We start from the raw sequence: 22,752 nt of genomic DNA, 5'->3' as shown, positions 1-22,752 counted from the left end.
TTATGATGAAACGACAAAGTCATCTGTTAACCCTTCCGCAAATGCCATTCTTCTGCCTGCCCGAATCAGTAGGGATATACCGGGATGAACTGGACCATACCGTTACGCGGGCAGCCGGGTCTCTGAACAATTTTAATATTCATTATGTGGCTTCCGGTAAAGGGTATGTTGAAATCGAAAATGTAGTTCATACGCTTGGCCCAGGGGAAGCCGTGCTATATTTTCCTATGCAGGCTCAGCGTTATTACACAAGCGAGGACGATCCGTGGGATGTGCGGTGGTTCCACTTTTATGGCAGCGGTCTGCAGAACTATTTCATCGAACGTGGATTTCATAAAAGCCAGCTGTGGAGCATTCGGCAGCCGTCAGCCTTTGAGGAAGCGCACGAAGCGCTGTTATGTGAGGCGGAGACCCACCGGATGCTCAAGCCAGCGCAGCTGTCCACGCTAACGTATTCCTTGTTAGCCGTATTCGTGGAGCAGGCGTCCGCATTATCGGACAATAAATCGAACAACTCGGCCAACCGGATTCTTGAACTACTGCCGATCATGCAGCAGGAAGCGGCACAACCGTTTATTTTGGAGGAGTGGGCGGACAGACTTGGCGTCACCACCTACTATTTCTGCAAATTATTCCGCAATGTTATGGAGATGACCCCGATGGATTTTGTGACGCGCTGCCGTCTTCAGATGGCAAAGCAGTGGCTGCTCGACCATAAAGAAAAAACCATCGGACAAATTGCAGTGGAAGCGGGCTATCCGAGCGTCAGTTACTTTAACAAGCGATTTATGGAGCATGAAGGTATGACACCATCTTCCTATCGTCGCTTATATGGGGTATAGTTATGGATATCACGTCGCCAGGTTAGGTGAGAACTCGACTTAGGTCCAGGTTCTATTCACACCTATAGTCGGTTATGGAAACGGCTTGCCTCTACTACAATGGAATTAACGAAGGATTTGACGAAATCCGGATTCAATGAAATATGTAATCAATGTATGTGGGGGAAAGCCAAATGTCCGATAACCAAAATATATATGTTCTACTGACCGATACGGGTACGATGTTTACCAAACTGATTAAACGAATTACTGCCGCGCCCTATAATCATGCTTCGCTGGCGCTGGACGAGAACTTGAATGAAGTGTTCAGCTTTGGGCGCAAATGCGCCAACAATCCCTGGGTTGGGGGATTTGTTGAGGAAGATGTATACGAAGGAACCTTCCGTCACTTTCCAGGTACGCGCTGCGCTCTGCTCCGACTCGAGGTCACAAGGGAGCAATTTGAGACGGCAAGAAGCGTGATTCAAAATTATAAGGATGAAGAGGATGCTTACGGGTACAATCTCATTGGTATGTTTGGCGTGCTGATGGGACTTGATATTATGAGAGAAAGATCCTACTTCTGTTCACAATTCGTAGCGGAAGCGCTGAAGCAAAGCAGAATCCATTTATGGAATCGCCCTTCCTCCGCAGTAACTCCGAATGATTTCTTTCAGCATCCGGCATTCGAAGTTATTTATGAAGGTATGTTATATGACTATCCATTGCTTGATCAATCCAGGTTGGCTGGATTCCAATACCCGTTCCAAACGGCTTCAAGTTGAGTTGACTTTTGAGTTGATTTGTTGCATATCGAACCATAACTTCTGCCCTCGGCAGAAGTTATTTTGTATGGTGCGATTCTTGAAAGCGTCATTTTAATTGCGCATTTGCTCGTGCAATGATAGACTCGATTTTTTGTTCGTGACTGTAAATGCTTTTCTTTTTCATCAAGATCTGACCGGAGAGCGTCAGCAGCCTGGAAAGGGTATCGCTGGTTCTGGCCGATTCATTCGCCTTTACTGCTGCTTTGAAATTTTTCCACTCGGTTGTCATCAGTTTATTTGGCGTTGAGATTGCGCTTTTATCGCCCTTGATCTTGCTTTTGTAGGAATCAATCTCGGACAGGATAGAGCGAACCTTTGCCGCTTTGGAAGTTTTCTCTTTCTTGGCTGCCGTAAGTGCCGCCTGCTTATTTCGGATATCCTCACGTCCCAGGGTAACCAGGATCTTCATGCCACCGGCCTGTGACTGCAACATCTTGGAAAGCGTTTTATCTTTGAGTTTCTTAGCAACGGCGATTTGCTTATTGAGAGCGGTATAGGTATTAAACAGCGGCTGGTACTTGGTTTTGGCTGCTTGGAGCTGATCCTCCAGCTTGCGGATTTTGTCCTTATCGATTTCGCTGATTCTTTTGCGGGTTTCTGAAGTTTTGGATTCATTGGCATAGCGAAGGGAAGAGATTCGATCATCCCAATCCATCGCTTGCTTTCGTTCCGATTTAAAATTATCGTACAGATTGATGAGTTTGGTACGTACGGTTCCACCGGCCCGGTCCGCCGTGGCATTCAATTGGGCTTGGACCGCATCGGTGAACTCGATCGCAGCTGCATTCGCAAGAGGCATGGGGATTAAAGTGAGAAATAGTGCCATAACAAGGGATGAGGTCAGTAATCTTCTAAACATAAACATCGCTCCTTAACATAACGAATAATCATCATGAGCGGCAGTCGCATCATGACAGGATGGCCGAACTCACGACAAAAAGCACCCGTTAGAAAGGCGCATTCAACGCCAGACTTACGGGTGCTTCCTTCGTAAGAGCTCCGATTCACTTTTTTTAAATATACAGGTAAATTTTGGTTTTGTCAAACACTTATTCCCCTGAAATGAGCGAAAATCCTCCAAGAATGGTCATCCAAGCCTCCAAATCTCCCTCCCATGTGGGCCCTTTCGGTATTTGCTTGATGAGCACCCGATCCGAGAAAGAAGGAAGAGTAACAATACTTGGACTGCTGCTAAGCGTGACAAATAAGAGGGTTACGTTCGGATTGGAGTAAGTTTCGCGAATAACCTGATCAATCGTCTCAGCATCCTTTTTATGCGGGATGATCCGCACGAGCAGCGTCTTTTGTTCAGAAATCAAGCAGCGGTTAAAGCGTTCGATTCTTCGATCCAGCCGTTCGCGAAAAGCGGGGTAGTCATATAGCGGCAGCTCCTCCGGGTTGTTCTTGAAATCATGGAAGGATAAACAGGAGGATCATTTGTCGCGTACATAATAACAGTTCACGAATTTACCATAAATGTCCAGGTTATCCCGGAGCATGAAATCACTGATTTGATGTTTAATCACTTTGCAAAATTCACGGGTCGAAGCGAAGTTGAACCAGTCCCACGGACCTGCTGCATGACGCAGCTTGTTTCTTCTTAGCTGGGCGGCAACTTGACAGTTGTGACCCAGACTGAAAATGGCATCAAACTCCATAGGGGTTGTCATGCTACCAGACCTCCTTGAATCTATCATTGGATATCATATGCAAATTGATAGAGTTGGTATGGAGTAGTGACCAAGGAAAGATGTGGGAGAGCTTAGCCACCGTTTAAGCTTAACGGTAGAAGGGAGTGAAACTTTGAGAGAAGGGGAGTATTTAGGCGCCTTCTAAAGGTGCAAACAACATGTGAATCCTCATCTGCTACTATACCAATGTATTCCTTATCCGTATGTTATATTAAAATCAGAATATTCAAAGGAGGATTATTGCATGCGGCAAAAAAGATGGATTTGGGTACAAAATTTGAGGGAAATCGCATCATTGACCCTATAAACTGCGTATTCCCCTAAATTTACGGGGGCAACTACCAGGTGGAAGAGATTACTCAACCAAGTCAAAAATTACGGATCACAAATTTGAAAGGCGCGTTTGCCTGGCTGGGATTTTTGGTTTTTTTCAGCGTTTTGAATGAAACGGTGTTTAATGTGGCACTTCCGGATATCGCCAGACAATTTCATGTGGAGCCATCGACAGCCAATTGGGTCAATACAGGCTTTATGCTGTCGTTTGCCATAGGTTCGTTTGTGTACGGAAAAATATCGGATCAGTACGGGATCAAAAAAATGCTCATTATAGGCATCGTAACGTACGGCAGTGGGTCTATGCTGGGATTAGCGGCACATGCCTATTTACCTGCTGTGATTGCGGCAAGATTTATTCAGGGGGCAGGAGCCTCTGCCATCCCTGCGCTGGTCATGGTCATGATTGTGCGTTATTTCGATGCAAAATCTCGTGGAAGAGCTTTTGGTCTTATAGGATCGCTGGTTGCAACGGGGGAAGGAATCGGGCCTGTCATCGGAGGCGTTGTTGCCCATTATGTGCACTGGTCCGTGTTGTTTGTATTTCCTCTTATGACGCTTGCAACGATTCCGTTCTTTTTAAAAGTGCTGCCGGATGAAACCGAACAGAAAGGGAACGTTGATGTTACGGGAGCAGCTCTGCTCTCCGTTGGCGTAGTGCTATTTACCTTGTTTACGACCCATGAACATTGGATGTATTTGGCTGGCTGTTTAGCAGCGCTCGTATTATTCGCCGTACGGATCAAACGGGCCTCAAATCCATTTATCGAACCCTATTTATTCGTAAGGAAGAAGTTCATCGCCGGAACGATCACGGGCTGCATCATTTTGGGCGTGGTAGCCGGATTTCTGTCCATGGTTCCTTATCTGATGAGAAGCGTCCATCATTTGTCTACGGACATGATTGGCGCGGGCATTATATTTCCTGGTGCCATGAGCGTCATGCTGTTTGGCATGTTAGGGGGCACACTCGTTGACAAGAAAGGTCATCATTTTGTGTTCTATATAGGCTCCCTGATGATTATCGGCGGTTTTTTAACCATGGCTATGCTGGTGGGTCAATCACCTTGGATGGTAACAGCCATGCTGATTTTTGTATTTGGAGGCCTTTCATTTGTGAAGACGGTGATTTCAACCGTCGTTTCCGATTCTCTGGAAGAGAGAGAAGCGGGAGCAGGGATGGGAATGCTTAATTTTGCATGCTTCTTATCGGAAGGGATCGGAGTTGCAATTGTAGGAGGCTTGCTTTCCAGACGCTTGCTGGATTTCCCGCTTCTTCCGATGTTATGGAGTGCTGAGGCAGACTTGTACAGCAACTTGCTACTTCTGTTTTCGTTGGTTATCGTAGCTGGAAGTATGATCTATACATTGGCTTTTATCGGAAAAAGAAGCAGCCAAATCTAACGCCTAGAAGCACATATGTGATCCAAATCCCGCTCTCTCTTGTAACAACGGAGAGAGCGGGTTTTTTTTGGTAACAAGCCTTTTATACGTCATGGTTAGCTGCCACTTCTGTATTGACTAACTCACGGATAACGCCTATATTGTACGAATAATAAATGGAAGGAGTTGTATTATTTAAAGAAAAACTGCATTCCAGTCTAATTTGCTGCCAGAACTAAATATTGGGGGAGAGCAATGAGGCGTAAACGAACCAATTCTCGCTTATTCTATCAATTTCTACTGTCGCATGTACTGATTTTTGCCATACCGTTCATCATACTTAGCAGTGTCGTGTATTATAATGCGGTCGTACGATTCAAAAGTGAAATTGAGGCATCCAATGTATACAAGCTGAACCAGGTTAAGAATACGTTCGACTTATTGGCACGCGGTCTGGACAACACGGCATCAAGGATTTCGATTGACTCCGAATTGACTCCATTCGTAGTGAAGAGCGGGAAATACAGGGAAATTGAAGCGGTAGATGAGCTGGGCAAATATAAGGCAAATAATACGATAGTCGATGAAGTCGCGCTTTATTTTCATGGGGATGAGCGGCTGTATACTTCGTCCGGAATCAACTCATTCGATACATTTGCAAAGCGTGTATACGGATTTAGTGACCTGGACGGGATTCGCCTGGACGAGGAAATGAGCCGACTTCAGATCCCAGAAATCCGTCGTATCCAGACTACGGTCACGGGCAGCAGCCAACAGCAAAACGTGCTGATGTATATGTTCCCGATTCCACGCAATAGCCAAGCGCCTTACGGCACAGTTAGCTTCTTCATTCGTGAATCGATGCTGACCGACCTGGTTGGTCCTATTTTAGGGGACTTTAATGGTAGCGTTTACATTTTGGATTCCAAGGACAGTATTTTGGCTTCAAGAAGCCACGAGAACGACCTGACAGAACAGGAAGCTAAACAGTTACTTGTTTCCAAGACCCAGGATGGCATTCATGATGCCAAGCTAGGCGGCGAACATTATTCTCTAATGCAGGCTAAATCAAAATGGACGGGTTGGTCTTATGTCATCGTTATGCCAACCGACCAGTTTTTGGGAAGGGTACTGGAAATGCGGACCTTTGTATTGCTCATTTGTGGTGCAGTTGTCGCCTTCGGGATTCTGATCGCCGTCCTGCTCTCGACTAGACAATATCGTCCTATCCGGAACATTGCAGACTATGTACGGACTTTACAAGTATGGACGCATGGAAACGATAACCGCCGCCATAATGAGCTCGACTTGATCCGCGATTCCGTTCAGGCTACGCGCGACCTGATGAAGAGAATTGATGAACAGCGTCCGATTGTGCGTGAGCAGTTTTTCGTCCGACTGATATTAGGTTTGATCAAGGATGAGGAGGAGACGATAGCTTTTTTGTCTCGGGAAAATTTGTCGCTTCCCGAAGAGAACTGCTTTGTGACCGTTATCCCGATGGACGGGAGTGAGTACATATCCACGCAGAACCGGGAAGAGCTGCTGCGGCTGCTGTCCGAGATATCCATGACGGATGCAGTTGGGTATGGAGTGGAACTCATACCAGATCAGTCCCTCGCCATCCTGATTAGCACGGGCTGCAACGAATCATGTCTGCGCCATGTCCAAGAGGAAATTGCAGGCGAAATTGCTCGGCTGTTCGAGCATTGCTGCGGGTTTCGGCCAACGGTGGGCGTGGGCAGCCCGGTATCCGGGCTGATTCATGCGAATCGGTCTTACATTGAAGCTTCAGCTGCTATGGAGCAAACTGGTCGGATTCGCAAAGGGGAGATCGTATATTTCGCTGATATGTCCGAATGGCAGGAAGGCAGTGAATGGTACCCGATCGAAGAGCAAATCCGCCTTGTGCAAAGCATGAAGCAGGGAAACAATGCAGCAGCCAAAACCGCGCTGGTTAACATCGTGCACGATTTAGAAGGAAAAGAAGTATCCTTGTTTTACTTCCGCTGTATGAGTTTTGATCTGATCAACACGTTCCTTAGAACGATGAATGAACTGAAACTGAGTATTCCTCAAGAGTATCGGAGCCATTTGGCGGAATTTACGACCTTGAAACAACTGGATGCGGGGATGACCGGACTCATTGACCTCATATGCGATTATGTGCAGGCCAATAAAGAAAGCAAGAACACCGCCATGGGAGCAGAGATTTTCCAATACATTGAGCAGCACTACCAGGAATATGACCTGAATTTGGAGAAAATCGCCGATCACTTCCAGATGTCCATTTCCTATTTCAGCCGTTACATGAAGGACCAGACGGGTTATACGTTCACCGAATATGTTACCCATCTTCGCATGGAGGAGGTCAAACGGCTGTTAAAGCACAGCGATCTGGCGATTAAAGATATTGTTGCCAGCGTTGGCTATTCGGACGTCTCCAATTTTATGCGCAAGTTTAAAAATACAGAAGGTATAACGCTTGGGCAATACCGGAAACTGTATTCGTGAGTACAAAGCGGTAAATCTTCGTATAATCTTTCGATAAAACGCGTGTTTCTACTCGAAATTTTCGATTCGAGAGAACGCGCTTTTTTTGTCCATTAGCTTGGGGTCAGGGGAGAGGTAATCCTTAATAAGGAGGGCTGATACAGAATTGTAAAGAATCGACAAGCCACAGCAAGAATAACAAATTTACATGAATTCGCCTTGTCGTGGCAGGCAATGTAAAAAGTAACAACCCCAGAACAATATCTACAGATTTACGATTACATCTTCGAACAGATAGCATGAGATTTAATTTGAGAAAGGGGTTGGTTGGTTCATGACAGCCAAGACACTGCTTGCTGCCAAAAGTGCGGAACGCGGGCTCAGGAAAAGCAGATGGAAGTCGGTTCTCAAAAATTGGGAGCTGTATATATTCGTTCTGCCCACGATGGCCTATTTTATTGTATTTCATTATTTCCCGCTGTATGGCCTGCAGATTGCCTTCAGGGATTATGCCCCCAGTTCGGGGATATGGAACAGCCCATGGGTTGGTCTTGAGCATTTAAGGCGTTTTTTCGATTCTTATTATTTTTGGGATCTGATCGGGAACACGGTTGGCATCAGCTTGTATGAAATGATCGTTGGGTTTCCGATCCCGATTATTATCGCGTTAGCGCTTAATGAGCTGAAGAACGGGGCGTTCAAGAAGTGGGTGCAGACCGTAACGTATGCGCCTCACTTTATATCCGTCGTCGTTATGAGCGGCATGATTATCGCCTTTCTGTCTCCGGGAACCGGTTTAGTCAATTTGGCTATCAAGGCTTTGGGTGGAGAACCTGTACAATTTCTGGGCGAACCGGGCTGGTTCAAGTCTGTATTTGTACTCTCCGGTGTATGGCAAAGTATGGGCTGGGGGACGATTATTTACCTGGCGGCGCTGGCTGGAGTCGATCCCCAGCAGCATGAAGCGGCGATGATTGACGGAGCCACCCGGATGAAGCGCATATGGCATATCAATCTTCCGAGCATCCTGCCTACGATGGTGATCTTGCTCATTCTGAACGTAGGGAGCTTTATGTCCGTCGGGTTTGAAAAAGTATTCCTGCTGCAAAATCCACTGAATCTGGAGTCGTCAGACGTTATCTCCACATACGTATACCGAAGCGGGCTTGTGCAAGGCCAGTTCAGCTTCTCGGCTGCGATTGGCTTGTTTAACTCGGTCATTAATTTCATACTGCTGCTTACCGTTAACCGGATCGCCAAGAGAGTAAACGAGACAAGTCTATGGTAAAGGAAGGTGGATAACAACCATGAAAAGGAAACTTAGATCGGACAGAGTGTTCGAAATCATCAATTTCATATTTCTGTTCTTCATCCTGATCATCGTCTTATACCCGCTCGTATACGTTATCAGCGCTTCTATCAGTGATCCTGTCTATGTGAATCAGGGGACGATGTGGCTTTATCCCAGAGGCATTACGTTTGAAGGGTATCAGCGGGTGTTTCAAAATCCGGAGATTTGGTCCGGTTACAGAAACACGATTTTGTATACGGTTGCAGGAACAGCCATCAACCTGCTGTTTACCGTTCCAGGAGCCTATGCGCTCTCCCGCAAAGATTTGAAAGGCCGCGGGATTATGATGGGTTTGATCGTGTTCACGATGTTTTTCGGAGGCGGACTGATTCCATCCTTCCTGCTCGTCAGCTGGCTTGGAATGCTGAACACCGTGTGGGCGCTGCTGATTCCTAATGCAGTTGCAGTCTATAACCTGATTATTTGCCGCACATTTTTTCAAACCAATATTCCGAAAGAGCTCCAGGAATCCGCCGAAATCGATGGCTGCTCCAATACCGTTCTGTTTTTGAAAATTGTGCTTCCGCTCTCTGCTCCGATCATCGCGGTCATGGCCCTTTATTATGGGGTGACTCACTGGAACAGTTACTTTAGTGCGATCATTTACTTGAAGGACCGCAGCTTGTATCCGCTTCAATTAATATTGCGTGAAATCCTCGTACAGAATCAGATGAACGATACGATGCTGATGACTGGAGACGACATGGAAGCGATGGCCAAACAGGCCCGGATTGCCGACATCATCAAGTATGCCGTCATGATCGTGTCCAGCTTGCCGATTATCGTCATCTATCCGTTTATGCAGCGCTTTTTCATGAAAGGTGTGCTGATTGGCTCCGTCAAGGGTTAACGGGACATCTGGAATTTCACAATGATCAACAATATAAGCTCATAGAGAGGGGAAATAAAGAAATGAAAAAATGGTTAAAAGGCAGTTTCTGTATCATTATTAGCAGTGCAATTCTGTTAGCCGGGTGCAGCACGGGCAATAAAACGAATCATGCTGGGAATGAAAGTGGGGGAGAACCGAAAAATTTCAATACTAGCGGCTACCCGATTGTAGGTGAGAAAATCACGTTGACAATGATGGGGGCGAAAGCGGCCATTCACGGGCCTTGGGAGGACATGGTATTATTTAAGGAAATGGAAGAAATGACAAATATCTATTTTAATTTCAATACACCTCCAGCAGCCAACTATCAAGAGGCTAAGAATTTGGCGTTCGCAAGCCAGCAATTGCCGGATGTGTTTTTCAACGCTGGTCTTACACCTGACGATGAAGTTACATACGGCAGCCAAGGTTATCTGGTTCCGCTGGAAGGATTGATCGAGGAGTACGCGCCGAATTTCAATAAACTCATGAAGGATAATCCGGATATCAAAAAGTCGATCACCACCGTGGACGGGCATATCTACTCCCTTCCGCTCATTATCGATGAGCCTCGTGCGTTCGTTCCGAGCAGATTGTGGCTGAACGGGGACTGGATGGAGAGTTTGGGGATTACAACGGAGCCAACGACTACGGATGAACTGTATGAGCTGCTGAAGCGGTTCAAGAACGAAGACCCCAACAAGAACGGCAAAAATGACGAAATTCCGATATCCAGCGAGAAACTGGGAGGCTTCCAGAGCGTGCTGCTGCCAGCATTCGGCTTGCTTGGCCGTGAAGTGGAGGTAAAGGACGGGAAGGTCCGCTTTAATCCGGTGCAGGATCAGTACAAGGAATATATCACTTACTTAAACAAACTGTTTACAGAGAAGCTGATGGATGAGGAAACCTTTGTACAGACGTCCCAGCAAATGACGGCCAAAGGCAATTCGAACCAAATCGGTGCTTTCCCACATTCATCTCCAGATCTCGTCCTGAAGGTGGATAAACCGGAAGACAATTTGAAGCACCCCATGCTTGGGACGCTGACCAGTCCGGTCAACAGCGAGAAGCTGGCGATGAAATCATCGAAAATTCGCCGCGGTACATTCGCGATTACGAGTCAGAATAAGTATCCTGAGGCAACGATGCGGTGGGTTGATTATTTGTACTCCTCCGAAGGCAGCAAGCTCGGGATTTACGGAAACAGCATCAAATGGCTGGATGACGCCAAAACGAAGTGGGAGTTCGATTTTCCTGAAGGAATGAACAGTGAGGAATATCGGGCGAAGTTAACCCCGGACTGTGGCGGACAGCTGCCATTGATCAAGGAAAGAAAATTTGACGCTATGCGTGATAACGGCAAAGGGCCGGATTACAACAAAATGGTGGACGAGAAGTTGAACCCTTATGCGGTTCAGGCATACCCGGATGTGTATTTCAGCAATGATGAGCAAAAAAGGCTGAATATCATTAAGACGGACATTAAAACCTATGTCGATCAAATGGAAGCGAAGTTTGTCGTTGGCCAGGAGCCGCTCACGAAGTGGGACGATTATGTGAAGATGATTAACAAGATGGGTCTGGATGAAATGCTGAAGATCTATCAGGATGCCTATGACCGCTGGAACAAGTCGGAATAATTAAGATGAAGAACCGTGATTCATGATTTTATTTCAGGTTAATTTATTTAGTGTCACGGAAGTATTTCCATACCGGATTGGCTACCATAAGGCTAGTCGAGTGCGATCGGCACCCGCATTATAAAATGACTACCATTCTGGAGGGATAAACATGTTTCACTATACGGTAGAAACGGATAAGTCAGTAGACGATGCCATTGCTGCATTGGAACAAGCGTTGGCCGAAGAGAAGTTCGGTGTGCTGTGGCGATTCAGCATTCAGGACAAATTGAATGAGAAGGGCATCGAGTTTGATCAGAAGTACGAAATACTGGAGGTATGCAATCCGGTTGAGGCGAAAAAAGTGTTGAGCGAGAATGACTTGGCCGGGTATTTCCTGCCTTGTAAAATCGCCGTTTATGAGTTGGAGGGGGGAACGAAGATCGGACTCCCGAGACCCACGGCGCTTATTGGCATGGTGGAGAATGAATCCTTTGAATCCCTGCGGGGCATTGCCCAGGATGTAGAGAGACGGCTTATCGCTTGTATCGATAATAGCAAATAAATTCTCGCATTTGGCGTGAGTGAAAAAGGATGCCGGCACGTTTGTGCTCTGAACGATTAAGATTACATCCTGGTATTTTACAGAAGAGGCCACCTTCTAAAGGCTCTGACAGAAGGTGAAGCCTCTTCTGCTTCTATATAAAGGGTTACAACCTGCAGGCTCACATGTTGCTCCATTTATCAGCGGTTTACGGTCTTTTCCTGTAGCGTACATTCGTTGACAGAACACGGGTCTGGTGGTATCCTCCAATCAAAGACGGGGGTTATCCGGATCAAATGAATCAATCCGTATTTGTCCCCTTGGCGAGGGAGTGAGCTCTCCCAAGCGGAACGGTTACGGCAGCCATTTCTAAATACCGTAAGCCTTTAAGCTCTTCGCATGAAGAGTTTTTTCTTTTATATTACAACGAAAAGAATGTGATGACAGATGTTGGTTCGATTACGAACCCAAATGAACGGCTTGCTTCAACAGCATTTATCCGGGGAGTCGATGGACTACCGGCAGATTTTTGCTTTGTTTTTCCCGATATTGATCGACCAGGCATTCATCATCGGGTTGAACCTGGTCAATACGGCCATGATCAGTTCTTCGGGCGTATCGGCGGTCAGCGCCGTGAACATGGTGGACTCCCTGAACATCTTCCTGATCAATGTGTTCGTAGCGGTGGCAACCGGGGGCACCGTCGTTGTCGCGCAGTATAAGGGAAGCGGCAATGCCTTGATGGTATCTCGCGCTTCTGCGGCCACCGTTACATCGGTGGCGATGATCGCTTTAGCGATCGCGCTGCTGATCATTGGGCTTCACCAGCCGGTGCTGAATCTGCTATTTGGCTCAGCGTCACCCGAGGTGCTGGAGAGTGCGCGAGTGTATCTGATCGGAAGCAGTACTTCCTTTATCGGAATTGCAATTGTGCAGGCCGTTTGCGGCGCGCTGAGAGGGATCGGCAAAACCCGCGCATCACTGGCGTTGTCACTGATCATGAACCTGCTCTACGTTCTGCTGAACATCGTATTCATCACACTGCTGAATATGGGCGTTATGGGCATGACGTTGGCCATTAACATCGCCCGGTTTGCCGGTGCAGCCTGCGCACTCTACTATCTGTTCAGAGTGGATGCAACGCTGCATATCCGCCTGCGGGATCTGTTTCATTTTCCGATATCCATGCTGCGCAAAATCATGTTTATCGGGCTTCCGTTTGCGGCCGAGCAAATGTTTTTTAACGGGGGTAAACTATTGACCCAAGTGTTTATCGTCAGTCTAGGTACTTACGCAATCGCAACAAACGCCATCGGTTCTTCACTTGCCGCCGTATTCCAAATTCCAGCCAGTGCCTTGTCCTTAACGATTGTAACCGTCGTAGGTCAATGCATTGGTTGCGGAAATATAGCGGATGCGCGCAAGTTCATCAAATCTTTTTTATGGCTGGGCGCTTTCTCGCTGGCCCTGATGGGTTTGATTCTAATGCCGCTGTACCGGCCGCTGGTCGGGCTTTTCAACCCGCCTCCGGAAATCGTGAATGATCTGTTCGTGGTACTGTTGATCAACACCATCGTGCAGGTTCCGCTATGGTCGATAAGCTTTATCCTGCCATCCGCACTGCGTGCGGCAGGCGACTCGCGTTTTACCTCGATCACTTCGATGCTGACCATGTGGCTGTTCCGGGTGATTCTCGGTTATATTATGGGGATCGTTCTGGGCTGGAGCATTCTAGGCGTATGGCTGGCCATGAACTGTGAATGGGGCGTAAGGGGAGCGGTCTTCCTATGGCGCTTCCGCGGCAAAAAATGGTATGCGCACAAACTGATTTAAGCCATTATCTATTTCATATAAAGCAGAAAAGCCCCGGATTTTCCGGGGCTTTTCTGCATGCTTTTTGATGTAACCAGCATGTCCATCGATTCCGTACAGATTAGTTAGGAGCGATTATGATGGCTTATAAACCGATGCGTACGTTTTCCAGCCGCCGTCCAGGTTCTTAACGCTGAATCCATGCTCTGCCAAAATACGTGCGGCCAAATATCCGCGCAGCCCAACCTGGCAGGTAACGTACAGGGTTTCATTCTCTGGCAATTCCTTCAGCCGGTTACGGAGGTCGTTCAACGGAATGTTGATGGAACCTTCAATATAACCCGCGTCCCGCTCCTTGGGCTCACGCACATCGATCAAGGTAGCACCCTTTCTTACCAGATCGTCGATCTCGTCCCATTGTACGGCTTCAACCAAGCCATCCAGCATGTTGGATGCAACATATCCTGCATAGTTGACAGGGTCCTTGGCAGAGGAATAAGGGGGAGCGTAGGAAAGCTCCAGCTCCGTCAAGTCCCACACGCTGAGATTCCCCTTGATCGCTGTCGCAATCACATCGATACGTTTATCCACGCCATCTGCTCCAACGGCTTGTGCGCCATAGATTTGTCCTGTTTCCGGATGGAATAACAGCTTTAATGATATCGAATACGCCCCGGGGTAGTATCCGGCATGTGACGAAGGATGAATGTGGATAGCCTGGTAAGGTGCATTCATCTGCTTGAGACGTTTTTCATTGGCACCTGTCGCAGCAACCGTCAGATCAAAGATTTTGGCGATTGAAGAACCGAGTGTGCCTTTGTAACGGTTGTTTTTTCCATAAATATGATCTGCAACAAGGCGTCCCTGCCGATTGGCAGGTCCCGCGAGCGGAATGATCGTGGGGCTCTGAAGGATGAAATCCCTCACCTCGATTGCATCTCCGATGGCATAGATGTTCGGATCAGCCGTCTGCAAATACTCGTTCACTCGAATCCCCCCGCGATCATTGACAGGAAGAGCTGCATCTACCGCCAGTACATTCTCGGGACGAACACCAATAGAAAGCAAAATCATATCGGTTGTTATTTGTTTCCCGCTGGAAAGTTCAATTCGTTGTCCGCCGTCATGGAATGCCCGAACACCATCCTCAAGTATTAAACGGACTCCTTTTTCCTTAAGATGCGAATGGACGATAGCAGCCATCTCGTAGTCGAGAGGAGCCATAACCTGATTAGCCATTTCAATGACAGTCACCTGAATGCCGCGATCGGCTAGATTCTCCGCCATCTCAAGTCCGATAAACCCGCCGCCAACAACAACGGCTTCCTTGGGGTTGTCATTATCTACAAATTGTTTGATTCGGTCCGTGTCCGGGATATTGCGCAACGTGAATACGTTGCGAGATTCCGACAGGCCGGGAATATCCGGCACAATCGGCTTCGCTCCGGGCGACAGGATCAGGTAATCATAACTCTCCGTGTAGGTTTCTCCGGTTTTAAGGTTTTTAATCGTAACCATCTTCTCATCACGTTGAATGGACGTAACTTCACTTAGATTCCGTATATCCAGCTGATATCGGCTGCTGAGGCCGGGTACGGTTTGAACCATTAGTTTATTGCGATCCTGTATAGTTTCTCCTATATAATAGGGCAGGCCGCAGTTGGCAAACGAAATATATTCACCGCGTTCTACTAAAATAATGGTAGAGCTCTCATCCAATCTCCGTAGTCTGGCTGCTGCCGAGGCCCCTCCAGCTACGCCGCCGACAATGACGATTTTTTTGCTCATGGTCTATTCCTCCCTGAATTGGCGTATATTATGAATTGAATTTGCATACCCTATGGGGTATCATAACATATAGCAGCCATGCTGTGTGTGACAAATATCAAACAGGATAAAACAAGTGGTGAACAGACTAGTCGTTATGGATATGTGGCATCACACACTTGACAATATACCCTCAGGGGTATATATTAATATCATGTAAAACAATATGGATTCTAGGTTAAATGTAATAACAAATATATGGACAGGAGGGATTCGAGATGGACTACAATGATCAGATGAAGAATCGGGTGAAACGCATCGAAGGTCAGCTGCGCGGCATCCTGAAGATGATGGAGGAGAACAAGGATTGCAAGGATGTGATCACCCAGCTTTCGGCAACACGGACGGCAATAGATCGCACGATAGGCGTCGTAGTCAGCTCAAACCTTGTCGAGTGCGTACAGAAAGCCGAAGAGAGCGGGCAGGACACAGAGAAGCTTATGGTTGAAGCGGTAAATCTGCTGGTAAGAAGCAGATAACCACAAGGACCTAACGCTTTGGTCCATTTCAAGATGGAAACTAAAAATAGGATTGACACGACATTCAATATCATTTAGTATACCCCTATGGGTATTTAATAATATATTTTTTCATACTTCTTAAGGAGGAATTTTAATGAACGCGGATAAAGTATTGGATGCAAAAGGTTTGGCATGTCCTATGCCAATCGTGAAAACGAAGAAAGAGATGAAGGATATGGAATCAGGTCAAGTGCTTGAGATTCATACGACCGATCAAGGCGCGAAGAGCGATCTGGCCGCATGGGCCAAGTCAACAGGCAATGAATTGCTGGATCATCAAGAGGACGACGGTGTATTAAAATTTTGGGTTAAAAAGGGCTAAATTTTTTTGAACTTCTATCATACCCATAGGGGTAAGGGTAAGCTGGATGTCCGAATTTCATTAATCATTTCACAGGGGGAGATCATAACGTGACAGAACCAAAAAAGACAACGATCGTATTATTTAGCGGCGATTATGATAAAGCCATGGCTGCCTATATCATCGCAAACGGCGCTGCCGCGTACGACCATGAGGTAACGATATTCCACACCTTCTGGGGGTTGAACGCACTGCGCAAGGAAGAGGGTGTGCTGCTGCCCAAGAAAAAGAGTTTTATGGAAAAAATGTTCGGGAAAATGATGCCGCGCGGGTCCGATAAAATGGGGCTCTCCAAAATGAATTTTGCCGGAATGGGTCCAAAAATGATTAAGGGTGTGATCAAGAAGCACAATGCCGTTCCGCTGCCGCAATTAATTGAGATGGCACAGGAGCAGGACGTGAAGCTGGTCGCATGCACCATGACGATGGATCTGTTAGGTTTGCAAAAGGAAGAATTGCTTGACGGCATTGAGTACGCGGGTGTTGCGGCGTATTTGGGTGATGCCCAGGATGGCAATGTGAACTTGTTTATCTAATGGAATAGAGGCGATTGTGCCTCTATAAAGAGAGGAATTCAAGATGAATATACTCAATATCATGTTCATTGCACTTATTGTCCTGTTTTTCGTATGGAGAATTCTCCCGGTCAAGGGAGTCAGACAGATTACCGCGTCACAGCTGAAGCATGAGCTGAAGGACACAAACAAACAGTTCATCGATGTCCGTACACCGGGTGAATTCAAGGGAAATCACATTCGGGGGTTTCGAAATATTCCGCTGGATCAGCTTCTGCAGAGCAGCGATTCGCTTTCCAAGGATCAGGAAGTCGTATTGATCTGCCAGAGTGGTATGCGAAGCAATAAAGCCAGCAAATCATTGAAGAAGTCAGGTTTTGAGAAGGTAACCAATGTCAAAGGCGGCATGAGTGCCTGGTCCTAAATTTGTAAGAGGGAGTTGTTTATCAGCATGAAAGAGATTTCGCCAAAAGCAGTTGAGCAGAAGCTGAATGAGGGGGTTACTATGAATATTATCGATGTGCGAGAAACGGAAGAAGTCGCAGAAGGGAAAATTCCGGGTGCCATGCACATTCCGCTGGGTTTGATTGAATTTCGCAAGCAGGATCTTGATCCATCAAAGGAATATGTCATGGTTTGCCGATCCGGTGGTCGCAGTGGCCGGGCAACGGAATATTTGGAGGGTCAAGGCTATCAAGTCGTCAACATGACGGGCGGCATGCTTGCATGGGAAGGCAAAACAGAGTAGCTGTATTCACGTTGAGAAAGAATAGGTGTGTTTGGCGCACCTTTTTTTTGAAATAAAATATACCCCTGGCGGTATATGAAAAATAAATATGATGGAGGTTCGATGTTAAATGACAGCAATTGAATCCAATGTAAAGCTTGACGCAAAAGGGCTGGCATGCCCGATGCCCATTGTCCGCACGAAAAAGGTGATGAAGGATCTGGAAGCGGGTCAAGTGCTGGAGGTGGAGGCAACAGACAAAGGGTCCAAGGCCGACATGAAGGCATGGGCTGAAAGCACAGGACAGCAATATCTTGGAACAATTGAAGAGGGGGATATTCTGAAGCACTATTTGCGCAAAGCTTCCGGCGAAGAAACGACAGAACGAACCTATCCGCATGTGGCGGATAATGCTCAGTTGGAGGAGAAACTGCAGTCCGGCGCACCAATCGTTGTTCTGGATGTGAGGGAAGCGGCGGAATTTGCCTTTGAGCATATTCCGAATGCGGTATCCATGCCGCTTGGTGAACTGGATAAACGTATGGATGAACTGAACAAACAGGATGAGATCTACGTCATCTGTCGTACCGGAACCCGCAGTGACATGGCAGCTCAAAAGCTTGCAGCTAACGGCTTTACAGGCATTGTGAACGTCGTGCCGGGCATGAGCGGTTGGGGTGGACAAACGAAGAGCTTGAACGATTGATCAAATGGTTAAGAAGCCCGCCTGTTAAAGCATGCTGCGTGATTCCGAGCTTTAAAACGCAGGTTGAAGCATTTATAGATGATTACTGAACTTACGAGGAGGAAGAACAACATGACAGTAAGAGAAATGAAAGCACAAGAGGTGGCCATGAAGGCGATTCAGAAAGAGAGCCTGTTCATATTGGACGTAAGGAACCCTTCGGATTTCGAAGATTGGAAGATTGAAGGCGAACGAATTCAGCATTTGAATATCCCTTACTTTGATTTGATTGACGGGGTGGAAGATATTCTGGATCGGATTCCGTCCGATCAAGAAGTACTCGTAGTATGCGCCAAGGAAGGATCGTCGGTGATGGTGGCTGAGATGTTGGCCGAGCACGGCCGGAATGTCGCGTACTTGAAAGGCGGAATGAAAGCCTGGAGTGAACACCTTGTACCACTGAAAGTCGGCAACTTGGCAGACGGCGGGGTGCTTTATCAGTTCGTTCGAATAGGAAAAGGCTGCTTGTCTTATATGGCGGTATCGAACGGGGAAGCAGCATTGTTTGACCCAACCCGCATGACGGAGGTTTATCTTGAATTTGCTGAGAGCACTGATGCAGAAATTAAACATGTGTTTGATACCCATCTGCATGCGGACCATATTTCCGGTGGTCGAATGATTGCCGAGCAGACAGGTGCAGTTTACTGGCTTCCGCCGAAGGATGCCGGCGAGGTGGTGTATAAGTACGAACCGCTGGAGGATGGTAACGAGGTGATGATTGGCAGCACAAGAATCCGTATTGAAGCGCTCCATTCCCCGGGGCATACCATCGGCTCCACTTCGTTTGTTATCGATGATCAGTACCTGCTGACAGGCGATATTTTGTTTATCGATTCCATTGGCCGCCCGGACCTGGCAGGTCTTGCAGAGGATTGGGTTAGCGATTTGCGGGAGACGCTTTATGCCCGTTATACCGAATTATCGGATGATTTGATCGTGCTGCCAGCCCATTTTATGATCATGGAAGAACTGAATGAGGACGGAACGGTTGCGAAGAAACTTGGGGAACTTTACCGGGAAAACCATGGTCTGAATATAACCGATGAAGCAGAGTTCCGAACGATCGTAACGAAGAATCTGCCGCCACAGCCAAATAGCTATCAGGAAATCCGTCAAACGAACATGGGGAAATTGAATCCTGACACGGACCAGCAGCGTGAGATGGAGATCGGACCGAACCGGTGCGCGGTGCGTTAATTCTGACCAGGCCATCCGTTCTTTATAGATGGATTAACAAAATATGCACGAAGGATGCTCAGTTCAGAAGTCAGAACAAGATGGAGCCTGGAACAACACAGATTATAAAGAGAAGGGGAACCAGTACGGTTCCCTTTTCTAAAGAAGTAAGGGGGCAACAGGATGGAACTGAATATAACCTTTATCATCACGATATTTTTAATCGGTTTTGTCGGTTCATATATATCAGGGATGGTTGGCATTGGCGGCTCGATTATCAAATACCCGATGCTGCTGTACATCCCGCCGCTGTTCGGTCTTGCGGCATTCACGGCACATGAAGTGTCGGGCATAAGCGCCGTACAGGTATTCTTTGCCACGATCGGCGGCGTTTGGGCGTACCGTAAGGGCGGATATCTGAACAAGACGCTCATTATCTATATGGGGTCAGCCATATTGCTGGGCAGCTTTATCGGCGGCTTCGGCTCCAAGATGATGAGTGAAGGCGGTATCAATCTCATTTACGGAATACTGGCACTTATTGCAGCCGTTATGATGTTCATTCCTAACAAAGGCGTGGACGATATTCCGCTGGACCAGGTCAAGTTCAATAAGTGGCTCGCCGCAGGACTGGCTCTTGCGGTCGGAATCGGAGCCGGTATCGTCGGAGCGGCCGGTGCTTTTCTGCTCGTTCCGATTATGCTGGTTGTATTGAAAATACCAACCCGGATGACCATTGCAACCTCGCTGGCGATCACCTTTATCTCATCCATCGGTTCAACGGTAGGCAAGCTGACGACGGGACAAGTGGATTATATCCCTGCCCTCATCATGGTTGTTGCCAGTCTGATCGCTTCTCCGCTTGGAGCGGCCGCAGGTAAGAAGATGAACACGAAGATCCTGCAGATCATTTTGGCTGTGCTGATCCTGGCAACGGCTATCAAAATTTGGCTGGACATTCTATGATTGCGGGCTCCAGGTGCATCCTCACTGTTCCTGATAGATCCACTATATATCACATACAAAGAGGCTATTCCCGAACCATTCGGGGGCCTTTTTGGTGTATTTAAGGAAAAGACACACGTGATGACTCGTAGCACATCATTTCCTCCTCCCGGTGTTCATATAATGTTCATCATGGCGTTTGATGGAGGTACGATAGGAATGGGCAATGTACGGAGCACGGTAGATGTGGAAATCATGAAGCTGACTGACTTCTTCATGCAGCGGCAGCATCAAGACGGGTCATGGCATTTTTGCTTTGAGAACGGAATCACGATGGATGCTTATACGATCATCCTCTTTCGAATATTGGATATTCAGGATGAAGGGCTTATTAGACGTTTGCATGGTCGCATCCTTTCCGAGCAAACGCCTGAGGGCTGCTGGCGATGGTATCGGGACGAAGAAAAAGGTAACTTATCCGCTTCCATCGATGCTTATTATGCACTGCTCTATTCAGGGTATAGTGAACCCACGGACGAGCCGCTGATGCGGGCCAGGCGTTACATTCAATCGAAAGGTGGACTAGGGAAATCCAACAGCATTTTGACGAAGGCGATTCTTGCTGCGACGGGACAGTGCAAATGGCCGGCATCGATCTCGTTCATACCGATGGAAATCATCCTCTTCCCAACGTATCTGCCAATGAATCTCTTTGAGTTCTCGGGTTATTCCCGCGTCCACCTTATTCCTATGCTGATCATGGCTGACCGTAATTTCTCCATATCAACCGATAAAGCGCCGGATCTATCCGATTTGATCGATTCCCGCCAAAATCACGATGAGCCGTCCCCCCAGGAAAACCGGGAGATCGTGGAAAGTATACGAATGGGTCTCAGCAGACTGCTCGGGACTCCCCGTTATATCCATGAGGCTGCTCTACACAAGGCAGAGCAGTTCATGCTCAATCGGATTGAATCGGATGGCACGCTATACTCTTACGCAAGCAGCACGATCCTCATGTTATTTGCCTTTCTTGCTCTGGGTTATGATAAACGCAATCCGCTCATCATGAACGCTGTTCAAGGGTTGACGGCGATGCAGTATCGCTATGAAGATAAAGCAACGATTCAGAATTCACCTTCCACGATCTGGGATACGGCCTTGATTTCCCATGCGCTGCAGGAGTCCGGTGTTCCCGGTGATCATAAGTCAGTACAGCGGGCGACTGCATATCTTGTATCCAGGCAGCAGGACAAAGCGGCCGATTGGAGTGTTCATAACCGGGATACGATTCCCGGCGGTTGGGGATTCTCCGAGACCAACACCCTGAATCCCGATGTAGATGACACAACGGCGGCTTTAAGAGCGATTCACAGCCTATCCCAGACCGATCCTGTATATCAGGATTCATCGGATCGAGGACTAAACTGGGTCCTTTCCATGCAAAACAAGGATGGCGGCTGGCCCGCGTTCGAGAAGAACACCGACAAGGAAATGCTCACATGGCTTGCCATAGACGGTGCCAAATCCGCCGCCATTGACCCCTCAGGAGCCGACCTGACCGGCCGCACGCTCGAATACCTCGGGAAGTTTTGCGGATTCGACATGAAATACGATTTCATCAAACGGGGGGCTGACTGGCTTATCTCTCATCAGGAAAAAGACGGATCATGGTATGGGAGATGGGGGATTTGTTACATTTACGGTACCTGGGCAGCGCTGACGGGTCTAAAGGCTGTACGCCTTCCGGCAGCCTATGAGGCGCTCCAAAAAGGAGCGGAATGGCTCACACGGATTCAGAATCCGGACGGGGGATGGGGAGAATCCTGTACCAGCGACCGAGTGATGCACTACACGCCCTTAGCGGAAAGCACGCCCTCCCAAACCGCCTGGGCACTCGATGCACTCATCGCGGTTCTGCCGGAACCGTCTCCTGCCGTGGATAAAGGAATAGACAAGATGATTGAATTGCTGCAACAAGATGGTTGGGCGACTACATACCCAACAGGCGCAGGGCTTCCGGGCAACTTCTATACGCTTTATCACAGCTACCGGTACATTTGGCCGCTCCTGACCCTGAGTCATTACAAGAAGAAATACGGGGCTTGAGGAGTTACACTGCATTTATCTGATAGGAATGGTAATATGGTGTTGTGGAGTTGGCTTTAGCCCGTACAGAACCATAAT

22 protein-coding genes are annotated in these 22,752 nt (G+C 47.6%); 18 read left to right on the top strand and 4 right to left on the bottom strand.

The features are described 5' to 3' along the window. Positions 1-5: 5 nt before the first annotated feature. Both ACOZB4_RS21055 and ACOZB4_RS21050 read left to right on the top strand, forming a co-directional pair. Positions 6-842 (top strand): AraC family transcriptional regulator, encoded by an 837-nt coding sequence (locus ACOZB4_RS21055; protein WP_339272273.1) that lies wholly within the window; start codon positions 6-8, stop codon positions 840-842. 173 nt (positions 843-1,015) lie between these two features. Next, positions 1,016-1,606, top strand: a complete 591-nt coding sequence (locus tag ACOZB4_RS21050; protein ID WP_379406875.1) for a hypothetical protein — start codon at positions 1,016-1,018, stop codon at positions 1,604-1,606. A gap of 88 nt (positions 1,607-1,694) precedes the next feature. Here the strand turns inward: ACOZB4_RS21050 and ACOZB4_RS21045 are convergent, their stop codons facing one another. From ACOZB4_RS21045 to ACOZB4_RS21035, 3 genes are all read right to left on the bottom strand, one after another. Then, positions 1,695-2,507, bottom strand: a complete 813-nt coding sequence (locus ACOZB4_RS21045) for a hypothetical protein (protein WP_379406876.1) — start codon at positions 2,505-2,507, stop codon at positions 1,695-1,697. A gap of 190 nt (positions 2,508-2,697) precedes the next feature. Further along, positions 2,698-2,967 carry a hypothetical protein gene (locus ACOZB4_RS21040; RefSeq protein ID WP_379406877.1) on the bottom strand — a complete coding sequence of 90 codons (270 nt, stop codon included), beginning with the start codon at positions 2,965-2,967 and terminating at the stop codon, positions 2,698-2,700. Positions 2,968-3,081: 114 nt separating this feature from the next. Next, positions 3,082-3,318 carry a DUF1796 family putative cysteine peptidase gene (locus ACOZB4_RS21035; protein WP_379406878.1) on the bottom strand — a complete coding sequence of 79 codons (237 nt, stop codon included), beginning with the start codon at positions 3,316-3,318 and terminating at the stop codon, positions 3,082-3,084. Between the two features lie 402 nt (positions 3,319-3,720). Between ACOZB4_RS21035 and ACOZB4_RS21030 the strand changes: the two genes are divergently transcribed. The 7 genes from ACOZB4_RS21030 to ACOZB4_RS21000 all read left to right on the top strand — a co-directional run bounded on the left by ACOZB4_RS21030 (position 3,721) and on the right by ACOZB4_RS21000 (position 13,766). Continuing rightward, positions 3,721-5,076, top strand: a complete 1,356-nt coding sequence (locus tag ACOZB4_RS21030; RefSeq protein ID WP_379407007.1) for an MFS transporter — start codon at positions 3,721-3,723, stop codon at positions 5,074-5,076. Between the two features lie 234 nt (positions 5,077-5,310). Then, on the top strand, positions 5,311-7,569 hold the full coding sequence (locus tag ACOZB4_RS21025) for a helix-turn-helix domain-containing protein (protein WP_379406879.1): 2,259 nt from the start codon (positions 5,311-5,313) through the stop codon (positions 7,567-7,569). Between the two features lie 313 nt (positions 7,570-7,882). Further along, positions 7,883-8,836: an ABC transporter permease gene (locus ACOZB4_RS21020; RefSeq protein ID WP_076321083.1), complete on the top strand. Its 954-nt coding sequence runs from the start codon at positions 7,883-7,885 to the stop codon at positions 8,834-8,836. 10 nt (positions 8,837-8,846) lie between these two features. Then, positions 8,847-9,749, top strand: coding sequence for a carbohydrate ABC transporter permease (locus ACOZB4_RS21015; RefSeq protein WP_076321084.1), 903 nt, complete (start codon positions 8,847-8,849; stop codon positions 9,747-9,749). 62 nt (positions 9,750-9,811) lie between these two features. Further along, positions 9,812-11,410: an extracellular solute-binding protein gene (locus ACOZB4_RS21010; RefSeq protein ID WP_379406880.1), complete on the top strand. Its 1,599-nt coding sequence runs from the start codon at positions 9,812-9,814 to the stop codon at positions 11,408-11,410. A gap of 151 nt (positions 11,411-11,561) precedes the next feature. Further along, positions 11,562-11,954, top strand: a complete 393-nt coding sequence (locus ACOZB4_RS21005) for a DUF302 domain-containing protein (RefSeq protein ID WP_379406881.1) — start codon at positions 11,562-11,564, stop codon at positions 11,952-11,954. Between the two features lie 426 nt (positions 11,955-12,380). Further along, a complete protein-coding gene (locus ACOZB4_RS21000; RefSeq protein ID WP_379406882.1) occupies positions 12,381-13,766 on the top strand; it encodes an MATE family efflux transporter in 1,386 nt (461 codons plus the stop codon). 114 nt (positions 13,767-13,880) lie between these two features. Here ACOZB4_RS21000 and ACOZB4_RS20995 read toward each other — a convergent pair whose 3' ends face one another. Further along, positions 13,881-15,533, bottom strand: coding sequence for a CoA-disulfide reductase (locus tag ACOZB4_RS20995; protein ID WP_379406883.1), 1,653 nt, complete (start codon positions 15,531-15,533; stop codon positions 13,881-13,883). A 257-nt stretch (positions 15,534-15,790) separates the two neighbouring features. On the opposite strand from ACOZB4_RS20995, the gene ACOZB4_RS20990 reads away from it, so the two are divergent. The 9 genes from ACOZB4_RS20990 to shc all read left to right on the top strand — a co-directional run bounded on the left by ACOZB4_RS20990 (position 15,791) and on the right by shc (position 22,674). After that, a complete protein-coding gene (locus tag ACOZB4_RS20990) occupies positions 15,791-16,051 on the top strand; it encodes a metal-sensitive transcriptional regulator (RefSeq protein ID WP_379406884.1) in 261 nt (86 codons plus the stop codon). Between the two features lie 136 nt (positions 16,052-16,187). After that, the gene (locus tag ACOZB4_RS20985; protein ID WP_379406885.1) at positions 16,188-16,415 is read left to right on the top strand and encodes a sulfurtransferase TusA family protein; all 228 of its coding nucleotides are present in this window, start codon (positions 16,188-16,190) and stop codon (positions 16,413-16,415) included. 89 nt (positions 16,416-16,504) lie between these two features. After that, positions 16,505-16,990: a DsrE/DsrF/DrsH-like family protein gene (locus ACOZB4_RS20980; RefSeq protein WP_379406886.1), complete on the top strand. Its 486-nt coding sequence runs from the start codon at positions 16,505-16,507 to the stop codon at positions 16,988-16,990. 43 nt (positions 16,991-17,033) lie between these two features. Next, on the top strand, positions 17,034-17,393 hold the full coding sequence (locus ACOZB4_RS20975) for a rhodanese-like domain-containing protein (RefSeq protein ID WP_379406887.1): 360 nt from the start codon (positions 17,034-17,036) through the stop codon (positions 17,391-17,393). 27 nt (positions 17,394-17,420) lie between these two features. Beyond that, complete coding sequence (locus tag ACOZB4_RS20970; RefSeq protein WP_379406888.1) at positions 17,421-17,717, top strand: rhodanese-like domain-containing protein; 297 nt, start codon at positions 17,421-17,423, stop codon at positions 17,715-17,717. A gap of 109 nt (positions 17,718-17,826) precedes the next feature. Next, complete coding sequence (locus ACOZB4_RS20965) at positions 17,827-18,402, top strand: sulfurtransferase TusA family protein (RefSeq protein ID WP_379406889.1); 576 nt, start codon at positions 17,827-17,829, stop codon at positions 18,400-18,402. A gap of 111 nt (positions 18,403-18,513) precedes the next feature. Next, positions 18,514-19,641, top strand: coding sequence for an MBL fold metallo-hydrolase (locus tag ACOZB4_RS20960; RefSeq protein WP_379406890.1), 1,128 nt, complete (start codon positions 18,514-18,516; stop codon positions 19,639-19,641). Positions 19,642-19,803: 162 nt separating this feature from the next. Then, positions 19,804-20,586, top strand: a complete 783-nt coding sequence (locus tag ACOZB4_RS20955; protein ID WP_379406891.1) for a sulfite exporter TauE/SafE family protein — start codon at positions 19,804-19,806, stop codon at positions 20,584-20,586. 198 nt (positions 20,587-20,784) lie between these two features. Beyond that, positions 20,785-22,674: a squalene--hopene cyclase gene (gene shc, locus ACOZB4_RS20950; protein ID WP_379406892.1), complete on the top strand. Its 1,890-nt coding sequence runs from the start codon at positions 20,785-20,787 to the stop codon at positions 22,672-22,674. The last annotated feature ends 78 nt before the right edge of the window (positions 22,675-22,752 follow it).

It is taken from the genome of Paenibacillus sp. NPDC058898 (assembly GCF_049316025.1).
Taxonomy (GTDB): domain Bacteria; phylum Bacillota; class Bacilli; order Paenibacillales; family Paenibacillaceae; genus Paenibacillus_AQ.
The sequence above is the reverse complement of the archived record's forward strand: the minus strand, read 5'-3'. Positions and strand labels throughout refer to the sequence as shown.

What these genes read in the sequence shown, in the direction of transcription:
- ACOZB4_RS21025 (WP_379406879.1), top strand. Translation starts at nt 5,311, where the DNA reads ATGAGGCGTAAACGAACCAATTCTCGCTTATTCTATCAATTTCTACTG.
- ACOZB4_RS20995 (WP_379406883.1), bottom strand. Translation starts at nt 15,533, where the DNA reads ATGAGCAAAAAAATCGTCATTGTCGGCGGCGTAGCTGGAGGGGCCTCG.
- ACOZB4_RS20965 (WP_379406889.1), top strand. Translation starts at nt 17,827, where the DNA reads ATGACAGCAATTGAATCCAATGTAAAGCTTGACGCAAAAGGGCTGGCA.
- ACOZB4_RS20985 (WP_379406885.1), top strand. Translation starts at nt 16,188, where the DNA reads ATGAACGCGGATAAAGTATTGGATGCAAAAGGTTTGGCATGTCCTATG.
- ACOZB4_RS20970 (WP_379406888.1), top strand. Translation starts at nt 17,421, where the DNA reads ATGAAAGAGATTTCGCCAAAAGCAGTTGAGCAGAAGCTGAATGAGGGG.
- ACOZB4_RS21000 (WP_379406882.1), top strand. Translation starts at nt 12,381, where the DNA reads ATGTTGGTTCGATTACGAACCCAAATGAACGGCTTGCTTCAACAGCAT.
- ACOZB4_RS21055 (WP_339272273.1), top strand. Translation starts at nt 6, where the DNA reads ATGAAACGACAAAGTCATCTGTTAACCCTTCCGCAAATGCCATTCTTC.
- ACOZB4_RS20960 (WP_379406890.1), top strand. Translation starts at nt 18,514, where the DNA reads ATGACAGTAAGAGAAATGAAAGCACAAGAGGTGGCCATGAAGGCGATT.
- ACOZB4_RS21050 (WP_379406875.1), top strand. Translation starts at nt 1,016, where the DNA reads ATGTCCGATAACCAAAATATATATGTTCTACTGACCGATACGGGTACG.
- ACOZB4_RS21045 (WP_379406876.1), bottom strand. Translation starts at nt 2,507, where the DNA reads ATGTTTAGAAGATTACTGACCTCATCCCTTGTTATGGCACTATTTCTC.
- ACOZB4_RS20975 (WP_379406887.1), top strand. Translation starts at nt 17,034, where the DNA reads ATGAATATACTCAATATCATGTTCATTGCACTTATTGTCCTGTTTTTC.
- ACOZB4_RS20955 (WP_379406891.1), top strand. Translation starts at nt 19,804, where the DNA reads ATGGAACTGAATATAACCTTTATCATCACGATATTTTTAATCGGTTTT.
- ACOZB4_RS21010 (WP_379406880.1), top strand. Translation starts at nt 9,812, where the DNA reads ATGAAAAAATGGTTAAAAGGCAGTTTCTGTATCATTATTAGCAGTGCA.
- shc (WP_379406892.1), top strand. Translation starts at nt 20,785, where the DNA reads ATGGGCAATGTACGGAGCACGGTAGATGTGGAAATCATGAAGCTGACT.
- ACOZB4_RS21020 (WP_076321083.1), top strand. Translation starts at nt 7,883, where the DNA reads ATGACAGCCAAGACACTGCTTGCTGCCAAAAGTGCGGAACGCGGGCTC.
- ACOZB4_RS20990 (WP_379406884.1), top strand. Translation starts at nt 15,791, where the DNA reads ATGGACTACAATGATCAGATGAAGAATCGGGTGAAACGCATCGAAGGT.
- ACOZB4_RS21005 (WP_379406881.1), top strand. Translation starts at nt 11,562, where the DNA reads ATGTTTCACTATACGGTAGAAACGGATAAGTCAGTAGACGATGCCATT.
- ACOZB4_RS21035 (WP_379406878.1), bottom strand. Translation starts at nt 3,318, where the DNA reads ATGACAACCCCTATGGAGTTTGATGCCATTTTCAGTCTGGGTCACAAC.